12 protein-coding genes and 1 tRNA gene are annotated in these 13964 nt (G+C 69.0%); 5 read left to right on the forward strand and 8 right to left on the reverse strand.

Annotation, left to right across the window (positions count from 1 at the left end; translation table 11 throughout):
* Window positions 1–100 precede the first annotated feature (100 nt).
* Window positions 101–865: a DsbA family protein gene (locus V8J36_RS09380; protein ID WP_336467031.1), complete on the reverse strand. Its 765-nt coding sequence runs from the start codon at window positions 863–865 to the stop codon at window positions 101–103.
* Between the two features lie 166 nt (window positions 866–1031).
* Between V8J36_RS09380 and V8J36_RS09385 the strand changes: the two genes are divergently transcribed.
* The 4 genes from V8J36_RS09385 (at window position 1032) to prfB (ending at window position 7412) form a co-directional block, all read left to right on the forward strand.
* Window positions 1032–2180, forward strand: coding sequence for a pyridoxal phosphate-dependent aminotransferase (locus V8J36_RS09385; protein ID WP_336467032.1), 1149 nt, complete (start codon window positions 1032–1034; stop codon window positions 2178–2180).
* A complete protein-coding gene (locus V8J36_RS09390) occupies window positions 2177–3427 on the forward strand; it encodes an N-acetylmuramoyl-L-alanine amidase (protein ID WP_336467033.1) in 1251 nt (416 codons plus the stop codon). The genes V8J36_RS09385 and V8J36_RS09390 overlap by 4 nt, the downstream gene beginning before the upstream one ends.
* 111 nt (window positions 3428–3538) lie before the next feature.
* On the forward strand, window positions 3539–6082 hold the full coding sequence (locus V8J36_RS09395) for a penicillin-binding protein 1A (RefSeq protein WP_336467034.1): 2544 nt from the start codon (window positions 3539–3541) through the stop codon (window positions 6080–6082).
* Between the two features lie 205 nt (window positions 6083–6287).
* On the forward strand, window positions 6288–7412 hold the full coding sequence (gene prfB / locus V8J36_RS09400; protein WP_336467035.1) for a peptide chain release factor 2: 1125 nt from the start codon (window positions 6288–6290) through the stop codon (window positions 7410–7412).
* Between the two features lie 74 nt (window positions 7413–7486).
* Here prfB and V8J36_RS09405 read toward each other — a convergent pair whose 3' ends face one another.
* Window positions 7487–7867: a VPLPA-CTERM sorting domain-containing protein gene (locus tag V8J36_RS09405; protein WP_336467036.1), complete on the reverse strand. Its 381-nt coding sequence runs from the start codon at window positions 7865–7867 to the stop codon at window positions 7487–7489.
* A gap of 266 nt (window positions 7868–8133) precedes the next feature.
* A tRNA-Arg gene (locus tag V8J36_RS09410) sits at window positions 8134–8210 on the reverse strand.
* 113 nt (window positions 8211–8323) lie between these two features.
* On the opposite strand from V8J36_RS09410, the gene V8J36_RS09415 reads away from it, so the two are divergent.
* A complete protein-coding gene (locus V8J36_RS09415) occupies window positions 8324–9418 on the forward strand; it encodes an endonuclease/exonuclease/phosphatase family protein (protein ID WP_336467037.1) in 1095 nt (364 codons plus the stop codon).
* A 147-nt stretch (window positions 9419–9565) separates the two neighbouring features.
* On the opposite strand, the gene V8J36_RS09420 is transcribed toward V8J36_RS09415, so the two are convergent.
* Genes V8J36_RS09420 through sufC form a run of 5 tightly spaced genes read right to left on the reverse strand, consistent with a single transcriptional unit; the run spans window position 9566 to window position 13942 of the window.
* On the reverse strand, window positions 9566–10792 hold the full coding sequence (locus V8J36_RS09420; RefSeq protein ID WP_336467038.1) for a cysteine desulfurase: 1227 nt from the start codon (window positions 10790–10792) through the stop codon (window positions 9566–9568).
* An 18-nt stretch (window positions 10793–10810) separates the two neighbouring features.
* Window positions 10811–11404, reverse strand: a complete 594-nt coding sequence (locus V8J36_RS09425; RefSeq protein WP_336467039.1) for a YIP1 family protein — start codon at window positions 11402–11404, stop codon at window positions 10811–10813.
* Window positions 11404–11892 carry a YIP1 family protein gene (locus tag V8J36_RS09430; RefSeq protein WP_336467040.1) on the reverse strand — a complete coding sequence of 163 codons (489 nt, stop codon included), beginning with the start codon at window positions 11890–11892 and terminating at the stop codon, window positions 11404–11406. Before V8J36_RS09430 ends, V8J36_RS09425 begins: the two co-directional genes overlap by 1 nt.
* Complete coding sequence (locus V8J36_RS09435) at window positions 11892–13187, reverse strand: SufB/SufD family protein (RefSeq protein WP_336467041.1); 1296 nt, start codon at window positions 13185–13187, stop codon at window positions 11892–11894. Before V8J36_RS09435 ends, V8J36_RS09430 begins: the two co-directional genes overlap by 1 nt.
* A complete protein-coding gene (gene sufC / locus V8J36_RS09440) occupies window positions 13187–13942 on the reverse strand; it encodes a Fe-S cluster assembly ATPase SufC (protein WP_336467549.1) in 756 nt (251 codons plus the stop codon). Before sufC ends, V8J36_RS09435 begins: the two co-directional genes overlap by 1 nt.
* Between the last annotated feature and the right edge of the window lie 22 nt (window positions 13943–13964).

Raw genomic sequence — 13964 nt, forward strand, 5'->3', positions numbered from 1 at the left:
ACCGCGTCCAAGCCAGGTCAGAGGCGCCAGAGCCGGGGGGGCAAGAGACAGTCTGCAGGGGGCCTCGCAGGCCCCCCGACCCTGTTTCCTGCGGAACGCGTCAGCCGCGCACTTCGGCCACCACCTGGCGCATGCCGTCCAGCGGCAGGTAGCCGCGCAGCATCTGGTCGCCCAGCACGAAGGTCGGCGTGCCCTGGATCTGCAGCTTGCCCGCCAGCTCGTGGTTGGCCTTGATCACCGCCTCGACCTCGGGCGCGTTCATCCGCGCGACCGCGGGCGCCGGGTCGAAGCCCAGCGAGGTTCCCAGCGCCTTCAGGTTATCGACCGTCATCTCGCCGCGGAACGAGGTGTAGAAGGCGTTCTTCAGCTTCTCGTAGGCCTCGGGACCAGCGGTCTGCAGCACGCCGATCGCGAAGCGCGAGGCGGTAATGCTGTCGGGCCCGAGGATCGGGAATTCCTTGACGACGTAGCGGATGTTGCCGTCCGACTTCACCAGCTCCTGCACCTCGGAATGCGCCTTGCGGCAGTAACCGCAGCGATAGTCGAGGAATTCGACCACGGTGATGTCGCCGTCCGGATTGCCGCCGACCCACGAGGCCGGGTCCTTGAAGATCTGCGCGTCGTTGGCGGCGATGATGTCGCTGTCGGACTGCGCCTGCTGCTGGGCCTGCTTCGCCTCGAGCGCCGACATCACGTCCAGCATCACCTCTGGGTTCTTCACCAGGTAGTCGCGCACCTGAGTGCCGAAGGCGGCGCTTTCGGCGGGGGTCATCTTGGTGATGTCGAAGGCCAGCGCCGGGCCAGAGACACCGGCGGCAGCAAGGGTCAGCGCAAGCAGCGGCGCGGCGATCTTCGGCAGGGACATCCGTCTTCCTTCCTCTCGGCGGCGGTGCCGCGGTTCGGTCCTCGGGATCGCATGCGCCCGGTCCTGTTGCAAGCCGGCCCGGGCGCCGTCCGCGGCCGCGACAGCGGGCCGGGTTGACGAAGCCCGCCCAAGCGGGAACAAGCGGGGCCGAGCATGGAGAGCGAATATGCGCGTATCAAGGCGAAGCGATGTCGATCCCTTCATCGTGATGGACGTGATGGAGGCCGCCCGGCAGGCCGAGGCCGCGGGCCGTCACATCATCCACATGGAGGTGGGCCAGCCCGCGACCCCCGCCCCCGCCGCCGCCCGCGCCGCCCTCGCCCGCGCGCTTGAAGAGGACGCGCTGGGCTACACCGTCGCGCTCGGCCTGCCGGCGCTGCGCCGGGGCATCGCCCAGCTCTACCGGCGCTGGTACGGGGTCGATCTGAACCCCGAGCGGGTGATCGTCACCGCCGGGTCCTCGGCCGCGTTCCTGCTGTCCTTCACCACGCTCTTCGACGCGGGCGACCGGGTGGCCTTGGGCGAACCCGGCTATCCGAGCTATCGCCAGATCCTGAAGGCGCTGAGCCTGACCCCCGTCGGCCTGCCAAGCCGCGCCGAGGACCGGCTCCAGCCCGTCCCCGCCGCCGTCGCCGCGGCCGAGGACATCCAGGGCCTGATCGTCGCCTCGCCCGGCAACCCTTCGGGCACCATGCTCGACCGCCCGGCGCTGGCCGGCCTGATCGAGGCCGCCGCCGCCCGCGGCGCCGCCTTCATCTCGGACGAGATCTATCACGGCCTGCATTACGGCGCGCGCGCCGTCTCGGCGCTCGAGATCTCGGACGAGGTGCATGTCATCAACTCCTTCTCGAAGTATTTCTCGATGACCGGCTGGCGGATCGGCTGGATGGTGGTGCCCGAGGCGCAGGTCCGCACCGTCGAGCGGCTGGCGCAGAACATGTTCATCTGCCCGCCGCATGCCAGCCAGGTGGCGGCGCTGGCCGCGCTCGACTGCGTGGACGAACTGGAGGCGAACCGCGCCGTCTATGCCCAGAACCGCCGGCTGATGCTGGAGGGGCTGCCCAAGGCCGGCTTCACCCGCATCGCGCCGCCCGACGGCGCCTTCTACATCTACGCTGACGTGTCCGAACTGACGACCGACAGCCGCGCCTTCGCGGCCGAGATCCTCGACGGCGCGGGGGTGGCGGTGACGCCGGGGCTGGACTTCGATCCCCATCGCGGCGGATCGACGCTGCGCTTCTCCTACGCCCGTTCGACCGCCGACATCGCCGAGGGGCTCGACCGGCTGCAGCGCTTCATGGCCCAGCGCGGATGATCCGCACGGCCCTTGCCCTTTCGCTGCTGCTGGGCTCGACCACGCTTGCCGCGGCCCAGAGCCACCCCGCGCAGACCCGCCCCGCCCCGCAGGGGCAGGAGCTGACGGCGCTGGCGCGGCTCGACCCCACGCGGTCCGAGATCGCGGATGCCGAGGGCGCGATCACCGCGCGGCTCGGCCTCAGCCAGCCGGTGCCGTTCCGGGTCTTCGTCATGGACGACCCGCCGCGGCTGGTGATGGACTTCCGCGAGGTGCAGTTCGACGGCATCGACCCCGCGCAGATCCTGCGTTCGGCCCATGTGAAGACCCTGCGCTGGGGCGCGTTCCGGCCCGGCTGGTCGCGACTGGTGGCCGAGCTTGACGCCCCCTATCTGGTGGCCTCGGCCTGGCAGGAGACGCAGCCCACGCGGATCCTGCTGCGGCTGGTGCCCACCGATGCCGCAGGCCTCGCCGCCGCAGCCGCCGGTCCCGAGGCGAGTGCCGGTCCCTGGGCCCTGCCCGCCCCGGCCGTCGTCGCCCCCGGCCTGCCCCGGCAGGACGGCAGCCGCCCGCTGCGCGTGCTGCTCGACCCCGGGCATGGCGGCCTCGACCCCGGGGCGCAGGCCGGCGGCCTCGACGAGGCGCCGCTGGTGCTGAGCTTCGCGCTCGAATTGCGCGACCTGCTGCTGCGCGCGGGCATCGAGGTCGAGATGACCCGCTACGAGGATGTCTTCGTGCCGCTGGAAACCCGGCTGTCGGTGGCGCGCGCCTGGGGCGCGGACCTCTTCCTGTCGCTGCATGCCGACGCGATCCCCGAGGGCGAGGCGCATGGCGCCACCGTCTACCTGCTGGCCGCCGGCACCGCCGATCAGGCGGCCGAGCAGCTGGCCGAGCGCCACGACCGCGACGACCTGCTGGCCGGCGTCGATCTGGAGGGCCATGACGACGAGGTGGCGGGCGTGCTGATGGACCTCGCCCGGACCGAAACCGCCCCGCGTTCGGCCCGGCTCGCGCAGGCGCTGGCGACCAGCCTGAAGGCCGCGGGGCTGCGGACCCATACCCACCCGGTGCAGCGCGCCGATTTCACCGTGCTGAAGGCGCCCGACATCCCCTCGGCGCTGCTGGAGCTGGGGTTCCTGTCCTCGGACGAGGACCGCCGGCAGATCTCGGATCCGGCCTGGCGCAGCCGGGCGGCGGCTGCGGTGCTGAAGGCGCTGGACGACTGGGGCGCCGCCGATGCCGCAGAGGCGCGGCTTCTGCGACAATAGTCCCGCCCCCGCGCAACCTTTCCCTGCCCCGGCGCTTGACGGGGAGTTGCTTTGACCGCCCCCGCGCCCGCCTGTATAGGGGGCCCACCCAAGACCCGGAGTCCGTCCCCCGTGATCCGTTTCCTGCTGAACATCGTCGGCGCCCTCTTCACGCTGGTCACCATCGGCGCCGCCTTCGGCGCGCTGACCGTCGGCGCGATCTTCTGGATGTACAGCCGCGACCTGCCCAGCCACGAGCAGCTCGCCCAGTACAGCCCCAAGACCATCAGCCGGATCTATTCCGGCGAGGGCCGGATCATCGACGAATTCGCCGAGGAACGCCGGGTCTTCGTGCCGGCCGAGGACATTCCCGACCTGATCAAGGAAGCCTTCATCTCGGCCGAGGACAAGAACTTCTACCAGCACCACGGCTTCGACGCCGGCGGCATCGCCGCGGCAGCCTTCCAGGCGGTGGCCTCACGCGGGGAAAGCGTCCGCGGCGCCTCGACCATCACCCAGCAGGTCGTGAAGAACTTCCTTCTGGACAGCTCGCGCTCGGCCGAACGGAAGGTGAAGGAGCTGATCCTCGCCACCAAGCTCGAACAGGCGATGTCGAAGGACAAGATCCTCGAGCTGTATCTGAACGAGATCTTCCTGGGCCAGAACAGCTACGGCGTCGCCGCGGCCGCGCAGGTCTATTTCAACAAGCCGCTGGCCGCACTCGCCCCGCACGAGGCGGCGATGCTGGCCTCGATGCCGCAGTCGCCCTCGAACTTCCACCCGGTGCGCAACCACGACCGGCTGCTTGCCCGGCGCAACTACGTGCTGCGCGAGATGGAGCAGAACGGCTACATCGACCAAGCCACTTACGAGCACGAGGTCGCGCTGCCGATCCGCTCGGTGCAGGGCGGCGACTTCCCGGCCTTCCGCGAACAGCTGCCGCCGCGCAACTATTTCACCGACGAGATCCGCCGCCAGCTGTCGCGCAGCTTCGGGCAGGACGAGTTCTTCGGCGGCGGCCTGTCGATCCGCGCGACGATGGACCCCGAGATGCAGGACGTCGCGGCGAAATCGCTGCAGACGGCGCTCGAGAAGATCGACCGCAACCGCGGCATCTGGCGCGGCACCGGGATCAAGCTTCCCGCCGAGGCGCTGAAGACCGAAGACGGCTGGCGCGAGGCGCTGTCGAACAGCGGCGCGCCGCGCGACGTCGACGGCTGGTTCCCGGCGGTGGTGCTGTCGCTCGGCGATCGGGATGGCACGCTGGGCGTCGAGGGCTTCCGCGAGACGGTGACCATCCCCGCCGACGACGTCACCTGGGCGCGCAAGCGCCGCGAGGACGGCTCGCTCGGGCCCCGCGCGAACCAGGTCAGCGACCTTGTCGATGTCGGCGACGTGGTGCTGGTGCGGCGGATGACCAAGGACGGCGACGGCAGCCTGATCCGCTGGACCCTGCGCCAGGTGCCCGAGGTCGAGGGCGGCTTCATGGCGATGGACGTGCAGACCGGCCGCGTCGTCGCGATGCAGGGCGGCTTCTCCTACCAGTCCTCGGTCTTCAACCGCGCGACGCAGGCGATGCGCCAGCCGGGCTCGTCCTTCAAGCCCTTCGTCTATGCCGCGGCGCTCGACTCGGGCTTCACCCCCGCCACGATCGTCGTCGACGCCCCGATCGAGGTCGACACGCCGCAGGGCCTGTGGCGGCCAAAGAACGCCTCGAACAAGTTCTACGGCCCGACGCCGATGCGCACCGGGATCGAGCAGTCGCGGAACCTGATGACGATCCGCATCGCGCAGGAAGTCGGCATGGACACCGTCGCCCGCTACGCCGAGCGTTTCGGGGTCTACAACCCGATGAAGCCGTTCCTTGCGAACGCGCTCGGCTCGCAGGAGACGACGCTGTTCCAGATGGTCGCGGCCTATGCGATGTTCGCCAATGGCGGCGAGCGGGTCGAACCCACGCTGGTCGACCGCGTGCAGGACCGCTGGGGCCGCACCGTCTATCGCCACGACCAGCGGATCTGCGAGACCTGCGGCAACGACACCCTGCCCGCCGGCCAGCCGCCGCGGATCGATTCGAACCGCGAGCGGGTGATGAACGCGATCACCGCCTACCAGCTGACCTCGATGATGGAAGGAGTGGTCCAGCGCGGCACCGCGCGCGGCATCCACCTGCCGGTGCCGATCGCCGGCAAGACCGGCACCACCAACGACAGCAAGGACGTCTGGTTCATCGGCTTCTCGTCGAACCTCGTCGCGGGCTGCTACATCGGCTACGACAATCCCCGCTCGCTCGGCTCGGCCGGCGGCGGCTCGACCTGCGGGCCGGTGTTCCAGGCGTTCATGGAAGAGGCGATCAAGAAGTATGGCGGCGGCAAGTTCGCCGTGCCCCCAGGCGGCTACTTCGTGAAGATCGACCGCTTCACCGGCGCGCGTCTGCCCGACAACGCCTCTGGCCCGAACGTCGTCGCCGAATACTTCCGCGAGGGCGAGGACCCGTTCGGCATGATCGGCTCCTATGTCGACGGCGGCTTCGCGATGGGTCAGAACCTGCCGCTGTACGGCTATGGCGAAACCGGCGGCGGCGAGGGCCGTACCGTCACCACCTCGTCCGGCAAGCAGGCGGTGATCCCGGGCAAGGCCAACTTCGGCACGCTGAGTTCCGGCGGGCTTTACTGAGACAGACCGAGGGAGGGGGCGCTGCCCCCTCGGACCTGCGGTCCCCCCCCCCGGAGTATTTGAGCCAAGTCGAATGCGCTTTCGGCTTGGCCCAAATACTCCCGCCGGAGGCGCCTTCGGACGGGCCTGCGGCGGTGCTCGCACCCTTGCCCCTGCGCGCCCCAGCGACTATGTCCGGCGCTGACCATCCGAGAGGCCCCACCCCATGCGCACCGAGATCCAGAACATCTGCGAAGCGATCCGCAAGTCGCTGAAGCTCGTGGGCCAGCGCATGGACTGGGAAACGGCGCCGCACCGGCTGGAAGAGATGAACGCGATGATCGAGGATGGCGACCTGTGGTCGGATCCTGCGCGCGCGCAAAAGCTGATGCGCGACCGCACCACGCTGATGGGCCAGATCGAGACCTATCGGAAGATCGACAGCGGGCTGAAGGACAACATCGAGCTGATCGAGCTGGGCGAGATGGAGGACGATCAGGAGATCGTCGCTGACGCCGAGCAGTCCCTGCGCGACCTAAAGGACTTCGCCGCCCAGCAGGAGCTCGAGGCGCTGCTGAACGGCGAGGCCGACGGCAATGACTGCTTCCTCGAGATCAACGCCGGCGCCGGCGGCACCGAGGCCTGCGACTGGGCCGAGATGCTGCAGCGGATGTATGTGCGCTGGGCCGAGAAGCGTGGCTTCAGCGTCGAGCTTCAGTCAGAGGAAGCCGGGTCGGAAGCCGGGATCAAGTCGGTGGCCTACAAGGTCTCGGGTCCGAATGCCTATGGCTGGATGAAGTCGGAATCGGGCGTGCACCGGCTGGTGCGGATCTCGCCCTTCGGCAAGGGCACGCGCGAGACCTCGTTCGCCAGCGTCTGGGTCTATCCGGTCGTCGACGACAACATCGAGATCGACATCCCGGCGAACGACATCCGCATCGACACCTACCGCTCGTCCGGTGCCGGCGGCCAGCACGTGAACACCACCGATTCTGCGGTCCGGATCACCCACTTGCCCACCAACATCGTCGTCACCTCGTCGATGAAGTCGCAGCACCAGAACCGCGAGGCGGCGATGAACGCCCTGAAGGCGCGGCTCTACCAGCTGGAGCTGGACCGCCGCAACGCCGAGATCAATGCCCAGCACGAGGCCAAGGGCGATGCCGGCTGGGGCAACCAGATCCGCAGCTACGTCCTGCAGCCCTACCAGATGGTCAAAGACCTGCGCACCCAGCACGAGACTTCGGACACGCAGGGCGTACTCGACGGCGATCTCGACGCCTTCATGGCCGCGACCCTGGCGATGGATGTCTCGGGCAAGTCGCGCGCCGAGGCGAACGCCGAGGACTGAGCCCCGCCCGCCCGCGGCGCCATCTGATCAGGCGGCCGGCCGATGCCGGCCCCTTTCGCTTGTCCGCCCGAGGTTCAGCCCCGCCGCTTGCGGCACAGGGCCGCAAGCCCGCCAAGACCGCCGAGCATCAGCAGGCCGGCCGCGGGAAGCGGCACCGGCGCCGGATCCTCGGGCTCGCAGTCGTCGCCCTTGCCCGGGTGATGTTCGTGCTGATCCTTGTCCTTCCAGTCCCAGCCGGTCTTGAAGTCGGGCTTGTCGTGCTTGCCGCTGAAGCCGAAGTCCTTGTCGCCGAAACCGAACAGCTTGCTACCCTTGCCGTCCTCTTTGGACGGGAACAGCGACTTGATCTCTTTGCCGGGATCGAAGCCGAAGCCCGCCCCAATCGAGCTTGCAGAGCACGCCCCGGCCGACATCACCACCACCGCCGCGACCAGCGCCGCACCACCGAACCGCATAACAGCGTCCTCCCTTGGCTCACCCCCGTGGCCCAGAGTGCCGGCGCGGCAAGGCGCGTCCAGAAAATGTCATAAACGGCGCAGGATTGCGGAAACCGCCGGAACAATTCGGAAAACATCGCCCGACAGCCAAGCGCTCCGGCAACGATTTCCCCGGAACCGGTCGAGGATCGGTGACACCGCAGCATGAGTCGCAGCCCGCGCAGGGCGCGAAAGCCAGGCGATCCCACAAGGACAGGCCGGTGAATCACGGCGATGGGGGAAGCTGGCGCACCCGACACGATTCGAACGTGTGGCCTTTGCCTTCGGAGGGCAACGCTCTATCCAGCTGAGCTACGGGTGCGTTGCGCCTCGTATAGCGGGCCCGCAGGGCCGCTGCAAGCAGCCTTTCCCGGGAACCGCAAACCGACTGAACGGTTCACTTTCCGCACGTGACTCAGCAGAAAGGAACCGGCAATGCTCGCCACGATCGCGGACTGGGCGCTCTGTCTTGCGGGGGCCGTCATGATCCTGGTCACCGCCGCCTCCTTCCTGCGCATCCCCCACGGCGCCATCCGCAGCCTCGACTTCCCGCGGCTGCAGGCCTTCGCGCTGTGCCTTGTGCTGGCGGCGCTGATCTGGTGGACCGAACCCGCGCCCTGGAACCTCGCCTGGGCCGGGGCGCTCGTCGTCGCGGCACTGGCGCAGGCGGCGCTGATCCTGCCCTTCACCCCGCTCTGGCGCCGCCAGTCGCACCGCCCCTCGGCCCCGGCCACCGAACGGCAGATGACCATCCTCGCCTGCAACGTGAAGCAGTCGAACCGCGACTATCACCGCCTGATCGCCGCCGTCCGCCGCGAAGACCCCGACATCGTCATCGGGCTCGAGACCGACGAGGGCTGGGCCGAGGCGCTGGCGGTCCTGCACGACAGCTATCCGCACCGGGTGATGCTACCGCAGGACAACGGCTACGGCATCACCCTGCAGTCGCGGCTGGAGATCTACGAGCACGAGGTGCGCGAACTGCTGCTCGAGGGCGTGCCCTCGATCCGGGCGCGCATCGCGCTGCAGAACGACGAGCATTTCCGCCTGTACATCGTCCACCCCGAACCGCCGGTGCCCTATCACGACAGCGAGGGGCGCGACGCCGAGATCGGCATGGTCGGGATCGAGGCCGAGAAGGACCCGCTGCCCGCCGTGGTCGCGGGCGACCTGAACGACGTGGCCTGGTCGCACACCACGCGGCGCTTCCAGCGGCTGTCGGGGCTGCTCGACCCGCGCGTCGGGCGCGGCTTCTTCAACACCTTCGATGCGCGCTACCCGTTCCTGCGCTGGCCTCTCGACCACATGTTCCACGATCCGCGGTTCCGGCTGGTCGACATGCGGCGGCTGGAGCATGTGGGCTCGGACCATTTCCCGATGCTGTTCAGCCTGCAGCTGGAACCGGTCGAGAAGGGCGACCTGCCGGAAGATGCGACATCCGAGGACAAGCAGGAGATCCGCGAGATGGCGCAGACCGAACGCGCCCGCGACCGCGAGCCGATCGGCAGCGATTGGGAAGACGAGGACTGACGGCGGGGTTTGAAAAGGGGGCTCCGCCCCCGGCCCTGCGGGCCTCCCCCGGGATATTTGCGCCGATGAGAAAGCGGATTTCTTACTGGTCCAAATATCCCCGCCGGAGGCGTGCGGCGCCGGCCGGAAGGCGCGGCGCCGGGATCTTCAGCTGAAGAGGTCGTGGCAGAGTTCGAGCGCCTCGACCAGCGCGTCGACCTCGGCCCGCGTGTTGTAAAGCCCGAAGCTTGCCCGGCAGGTGGCGGTCACCCCCATGTGCTGCAAGAGCGGCATCGCGCAATGGGTGCCGGCGCGCACGGCGACGCCCTTCTGGTCGAGCACGGTCGAGATGTCATGGGCATGGGCCGGGCCTTGCAGGGTGAACGAGAAGATCGCCCCCTTGCCCGGCGCGTTGCCCTGGATGTTCAGCCAGTTCAGCCCAGACAGCCGCGCCTGCGCATAGTCGCGCAGAGAGGCTTCGTGCGCGGCGACATTGGCCATGCCAAGGCCCATCAGGTAGTCGAGCGCCACGCCGAGCCCGATCTGGTTGACGATGCCGGGGGTGCCGGCCTCGAAGCGCATCGGCGGCTTGGCATAGGTGACCTCGTCGCGGAACACCTCGTGGATCATGTCCCCACCGCCGAGGAAGGGCCGCATCTCGGCCATCCGCTCCTTGGAGATCCAGATCGCGCCAGAGCCCGAGGGGCCGTAAAGCTTGTGCCCGGTGATCGCGTAGAAATCGCAGCCGATCGCCGGCACGTCGACCGGCATGTGGACCGAGGCCTGGCTGCCATCGACCAGCACCGGCACGCCCTTTTCACGCGCGCCGCGGCAGATCGCGGCCACGTCGACCAGCGTGCCCAGCACGTTCGACATATGGGTCACGGCGACCAGCTTCGTCTTCGGCCCGATCGCCTCGATCACCCGCTGCGGATCGAGGCTGCCGTCGGCCTCGCACTCGACCCATTTCAGCACCACGCCCTGCCGTTCGCGCAGGAAATGCCATGGCACGATGTTGGCATGGTGTTCCATGATCGACAGCACGATCTCGTCGCCGGCCTGCAGCCGCGGGGCCGCCCAGCCGTAGGACACGAGGTTGATGCCCTCGGTCGTGCCCGAGGTGAAGACCACCTCGTCCTCGTCGGGCACGTTCAGGAAGCGCGCGATCTTGCCGCGCACCGCCTCGTATTTCTCGGTTGAAACGGTCGAGAGGTAATGCAGCCCGCGGTGGACATTCGCGTAATCCTGCGCGTAGCCCTGCACCACGGCATCGATCACCGCCTGCGGCTTCTGCGCCGAGGCGCCGTTGTCGAGATAGACCAGCGGCTTGCCGTTCACCGTCCGCGACAGGATCGGAAAGTCGCGGCGCACGGCCTCGACGTCATAGCCAGTCATCGCCCGGCCCTCCTTCGTTCAGAAACCCATGCCGCCGGGCGCCAGCCCGACCATGCCCAGCAGCGTCAGCATCACCAGCCCGGCCACGAAGAACCCGGCCACCAATGCGAAGAACACTTTCACCGGGCTCTTGAAACCGTGCAGCTCCATCGTGAACTGGGTGAGCTGCCAGAAGAAGATCACCATGCCCGCAACCAGCAGCAGGTCGGCCAGCAGCGGGATCGCCAGCCCCAGCACCAGCTGCGCAAGCTGCAGCAGAAGCAGCGTCACCTCGGCCCAGACCACCAGCAGCAGCGCATCGGGGAACTCCCCGCGGCCGCCAAGCGCCTGCCCGACCCTGGCGATCCCGCCCGAGATCACCAGCATCACCCCCGCCTGCACGAAGCCGGTGGTCAGCGCGGCGCTCAAGGGCGCCTCGCCATCGACCGGGATCGCGCCGACCAGCATCATCGTCGCCTGCGCCAGCAGGACCGAGACCACGACCACCGTCGCCAGCGCCAGCCAGCGCGCCTGCATCGGCAGGTCCGAGGCGATCAGGAACCGCGCCGCGCGCCGCGGTTCGGCCACCGACAGCCGCGCCAGCCCCAGAAGTCCCGCAAGATCGACCGACATCACGCCCTCTCGTATTCCGCCGCGCCGAGCCCTGCCCCCCAAAGACCCAGGAACGCGGCAAGCACCGCGATCCCGGTCCCGGCGGCAAGCGCGCCCGGCCCCGCGACACCTGCCACGATCCCCTGCACCAAGACCAGAGGCGACACGGCGAGAAGCGCGGAAAAGAGCGCAAGCCGCGCCCCGTAGAAGCTGCCCCGCCCGCCGAAGGCGCGCAAGGCAAGGTGGCTGAGACCGGCCAGGGCATAGAAGGCCAGCGGCGCCAGGAACAGGATCCCCAGCAGCGCACCGCCCAGCCGCGCCTCAAGCGGCACCGAAGGGTCGAGCGCCGCCGCGCGCAGCATCGCCGGCCATTGCGCGATGAAAAGCGCAAGGCACCCCCCCGCCAGACGCGCAAGCGCGCGATCCTCGCGCACCCCCTCGGCCAGCCGGGCCCGGATCGCGGTACGCGGGCCCCGCCAGAGCGCCGCGATCTCGGTCCCCAGGCCCATCAGCGGTGCCGGATCAGCCAGCCTTCAAGCCGCTCGACCACCGCGGCCTGCAGATCGGCATCCTCGATCTCGGCGATGGCATCGCCCAGGAACGACAGCACCAGCAGCACCTGCGCATCCGCCAGCGGCACCCCGCGCGAGCGCAGGTAGAACAGCGCCGTGTCGTCGATCGCCCCCGAGGTCGAGCCGTGCGAGCATTTCACGTCGTCGGCATAGATTTCGAGCTCGGGCTTGGCCAGGAACTGGCTGTCGCCGTCCAGAAGCAGCGACTGGCTGATCTGGTAGCCGTCGGTCTTCTGGGCGCCCTCCTTCACAAGGATCTTGCCCTGGAAGACGCCGGTCGCGCCGTTCTTCAGCACCTTCTTGAACACCTGCCGGCTTTCGCAGCCGACGGCGCCATGGGTGATGAAGACGGTGTCGTCATGCAGGAAGTCCGCGCCGTCGCCGACAGCCGCCCCCGCGACATGCGCCAGGCAGTCGTCGCCTACGATGTCCAGCACCGCCTCGTTCCGGGTCAGCCGGCCGTTCATCGCCAGCGTGAAGCTCTTGAAGAGCGCGCCTTCCGCGATGCGGGCGAAGACATGCGTCACCGCCCGGCGGTCATGGGCCCGGCCCTGCGCCCGGATGTGGTGGAAGCGGCCGCCCGCGGCCACGTCGACCTCCATCACCGAAACGAAGCGCGCCGCGGCGGTGCCGGTTTCCAGCAGCGTGACCTCGGCGCCCTCTTCGACCTTCACCAGATGGTGCAGCACGACCTCGGCCGCGCCCTCGGTCTGGCGATACTCGATCGCCACCGGGCGCGCGGCCTTGGCGGTGGCGCGGATCAGCACGCCATCGGTCGCGGCATAGGTGCCGAAGGCCGCGAAGGGCCGCTCGACCGGGGACTGGCCGGCGGCTTCCAGCACGCCGTAGATCCCCTTGGCCCAATGGATGTCGGCCGCGCCATCGGCTTCGGCCAGCCGCGCGATCTCGAGACCCGAGCCCTCCAGCGCGTCCGACGCCTCGGCATCGAAGACGCCGTCGGTGAAGACCACGCGCAGCCGGTCGGTCGCGTCGAAGATCCCGGCCTCTTCCCCGAACGGGGCCGAGGCCGCGACCTCGGTCGCGACCAGCGCCGCCGGATCGGTGTAGCGCCAGTATTCGTCGCGACGGCCCGGCAGGCCCATTGCGGTCAGCCGTGCCAGTGCGGCCGCGCGCGCCTCGGCCGTGAAGCCGCCGGCGGGGGCCGGGGCTGCCGCGATCCGCGCGCCCGTCGCCTCCGCCCGGCGGTCGTCCTTCAGTTTCGGCGCCGCCATCACTTCACCTCGGCCAGGAGGTCGGCATAGCCGTTCTGCTCGACTTCCAGCGCCAGTTCGGGACCGCCGGTCTTGATGATCCGGCCATCGGCCATGATGTGGACGACGTCCGGCTTGATGTGGTCGAGAAGCCGCTGGTAGTGGGTGATGACGAGGAACGACCGGCCCGCGTCGCGCAGCGCGTTCACGCCCTCGGCCACCAGCCGCATCGCGTCGACGTCGAGCCCCGAGTCGGTCTCGTCGAGGATGCACATCTTCGGCTCGAGCATCGCCATCTGCAGGATCTCGTTGCGCTTCTTCTCGCCGCCCGAGAAGCCGACGTTGACCGGGCGCTTCAGCATCTCGGCATCGATGTTCAGCGTCTTGGCCTTCTCGCGCACCAGCTTCAGGAAGTCGGCGGCGCTGATCTCGTCCTCGCCGCGTGCCTTGCGCTGGGCGTTCACCGCGGTGCGCAGGAAGGTCATGTTGCCCACGCCCGGGATCTCGACCGGGTACTGGAACGCCAGGAACAGGCCCGCCGCGGCGCGCTCTTCCGGCTCCATCTCCAGCAGGTCCTCGCCGTTCAGCGTGGCCTCGCCGCCGGTGACCTCGTAGCCGTCGCGGCCCGACAGCACGTAGGACAGCGTCGACTTGCCAGAGCCGTTCGGGCCCATGATCGCATGCACCTTGCCGGCTTCGACGGTCAGGTCGAGCCCCTTGAGGATCTGCTTGTCCTCGTCTTCGAGCTTCACCTGAAGATTGCGGATTTCCAGCATGTTCGTCCTTTCAGTCATCTGT

The organism is Frigidibacter sp. MR17.14 (assembly GCF_037095735.1).
Lineage (GTDB): Bacteria > Pseudomonadota > Alphaproteobacteria > Rhodobacterales > Rhodobacteraceae > Frigidibacter.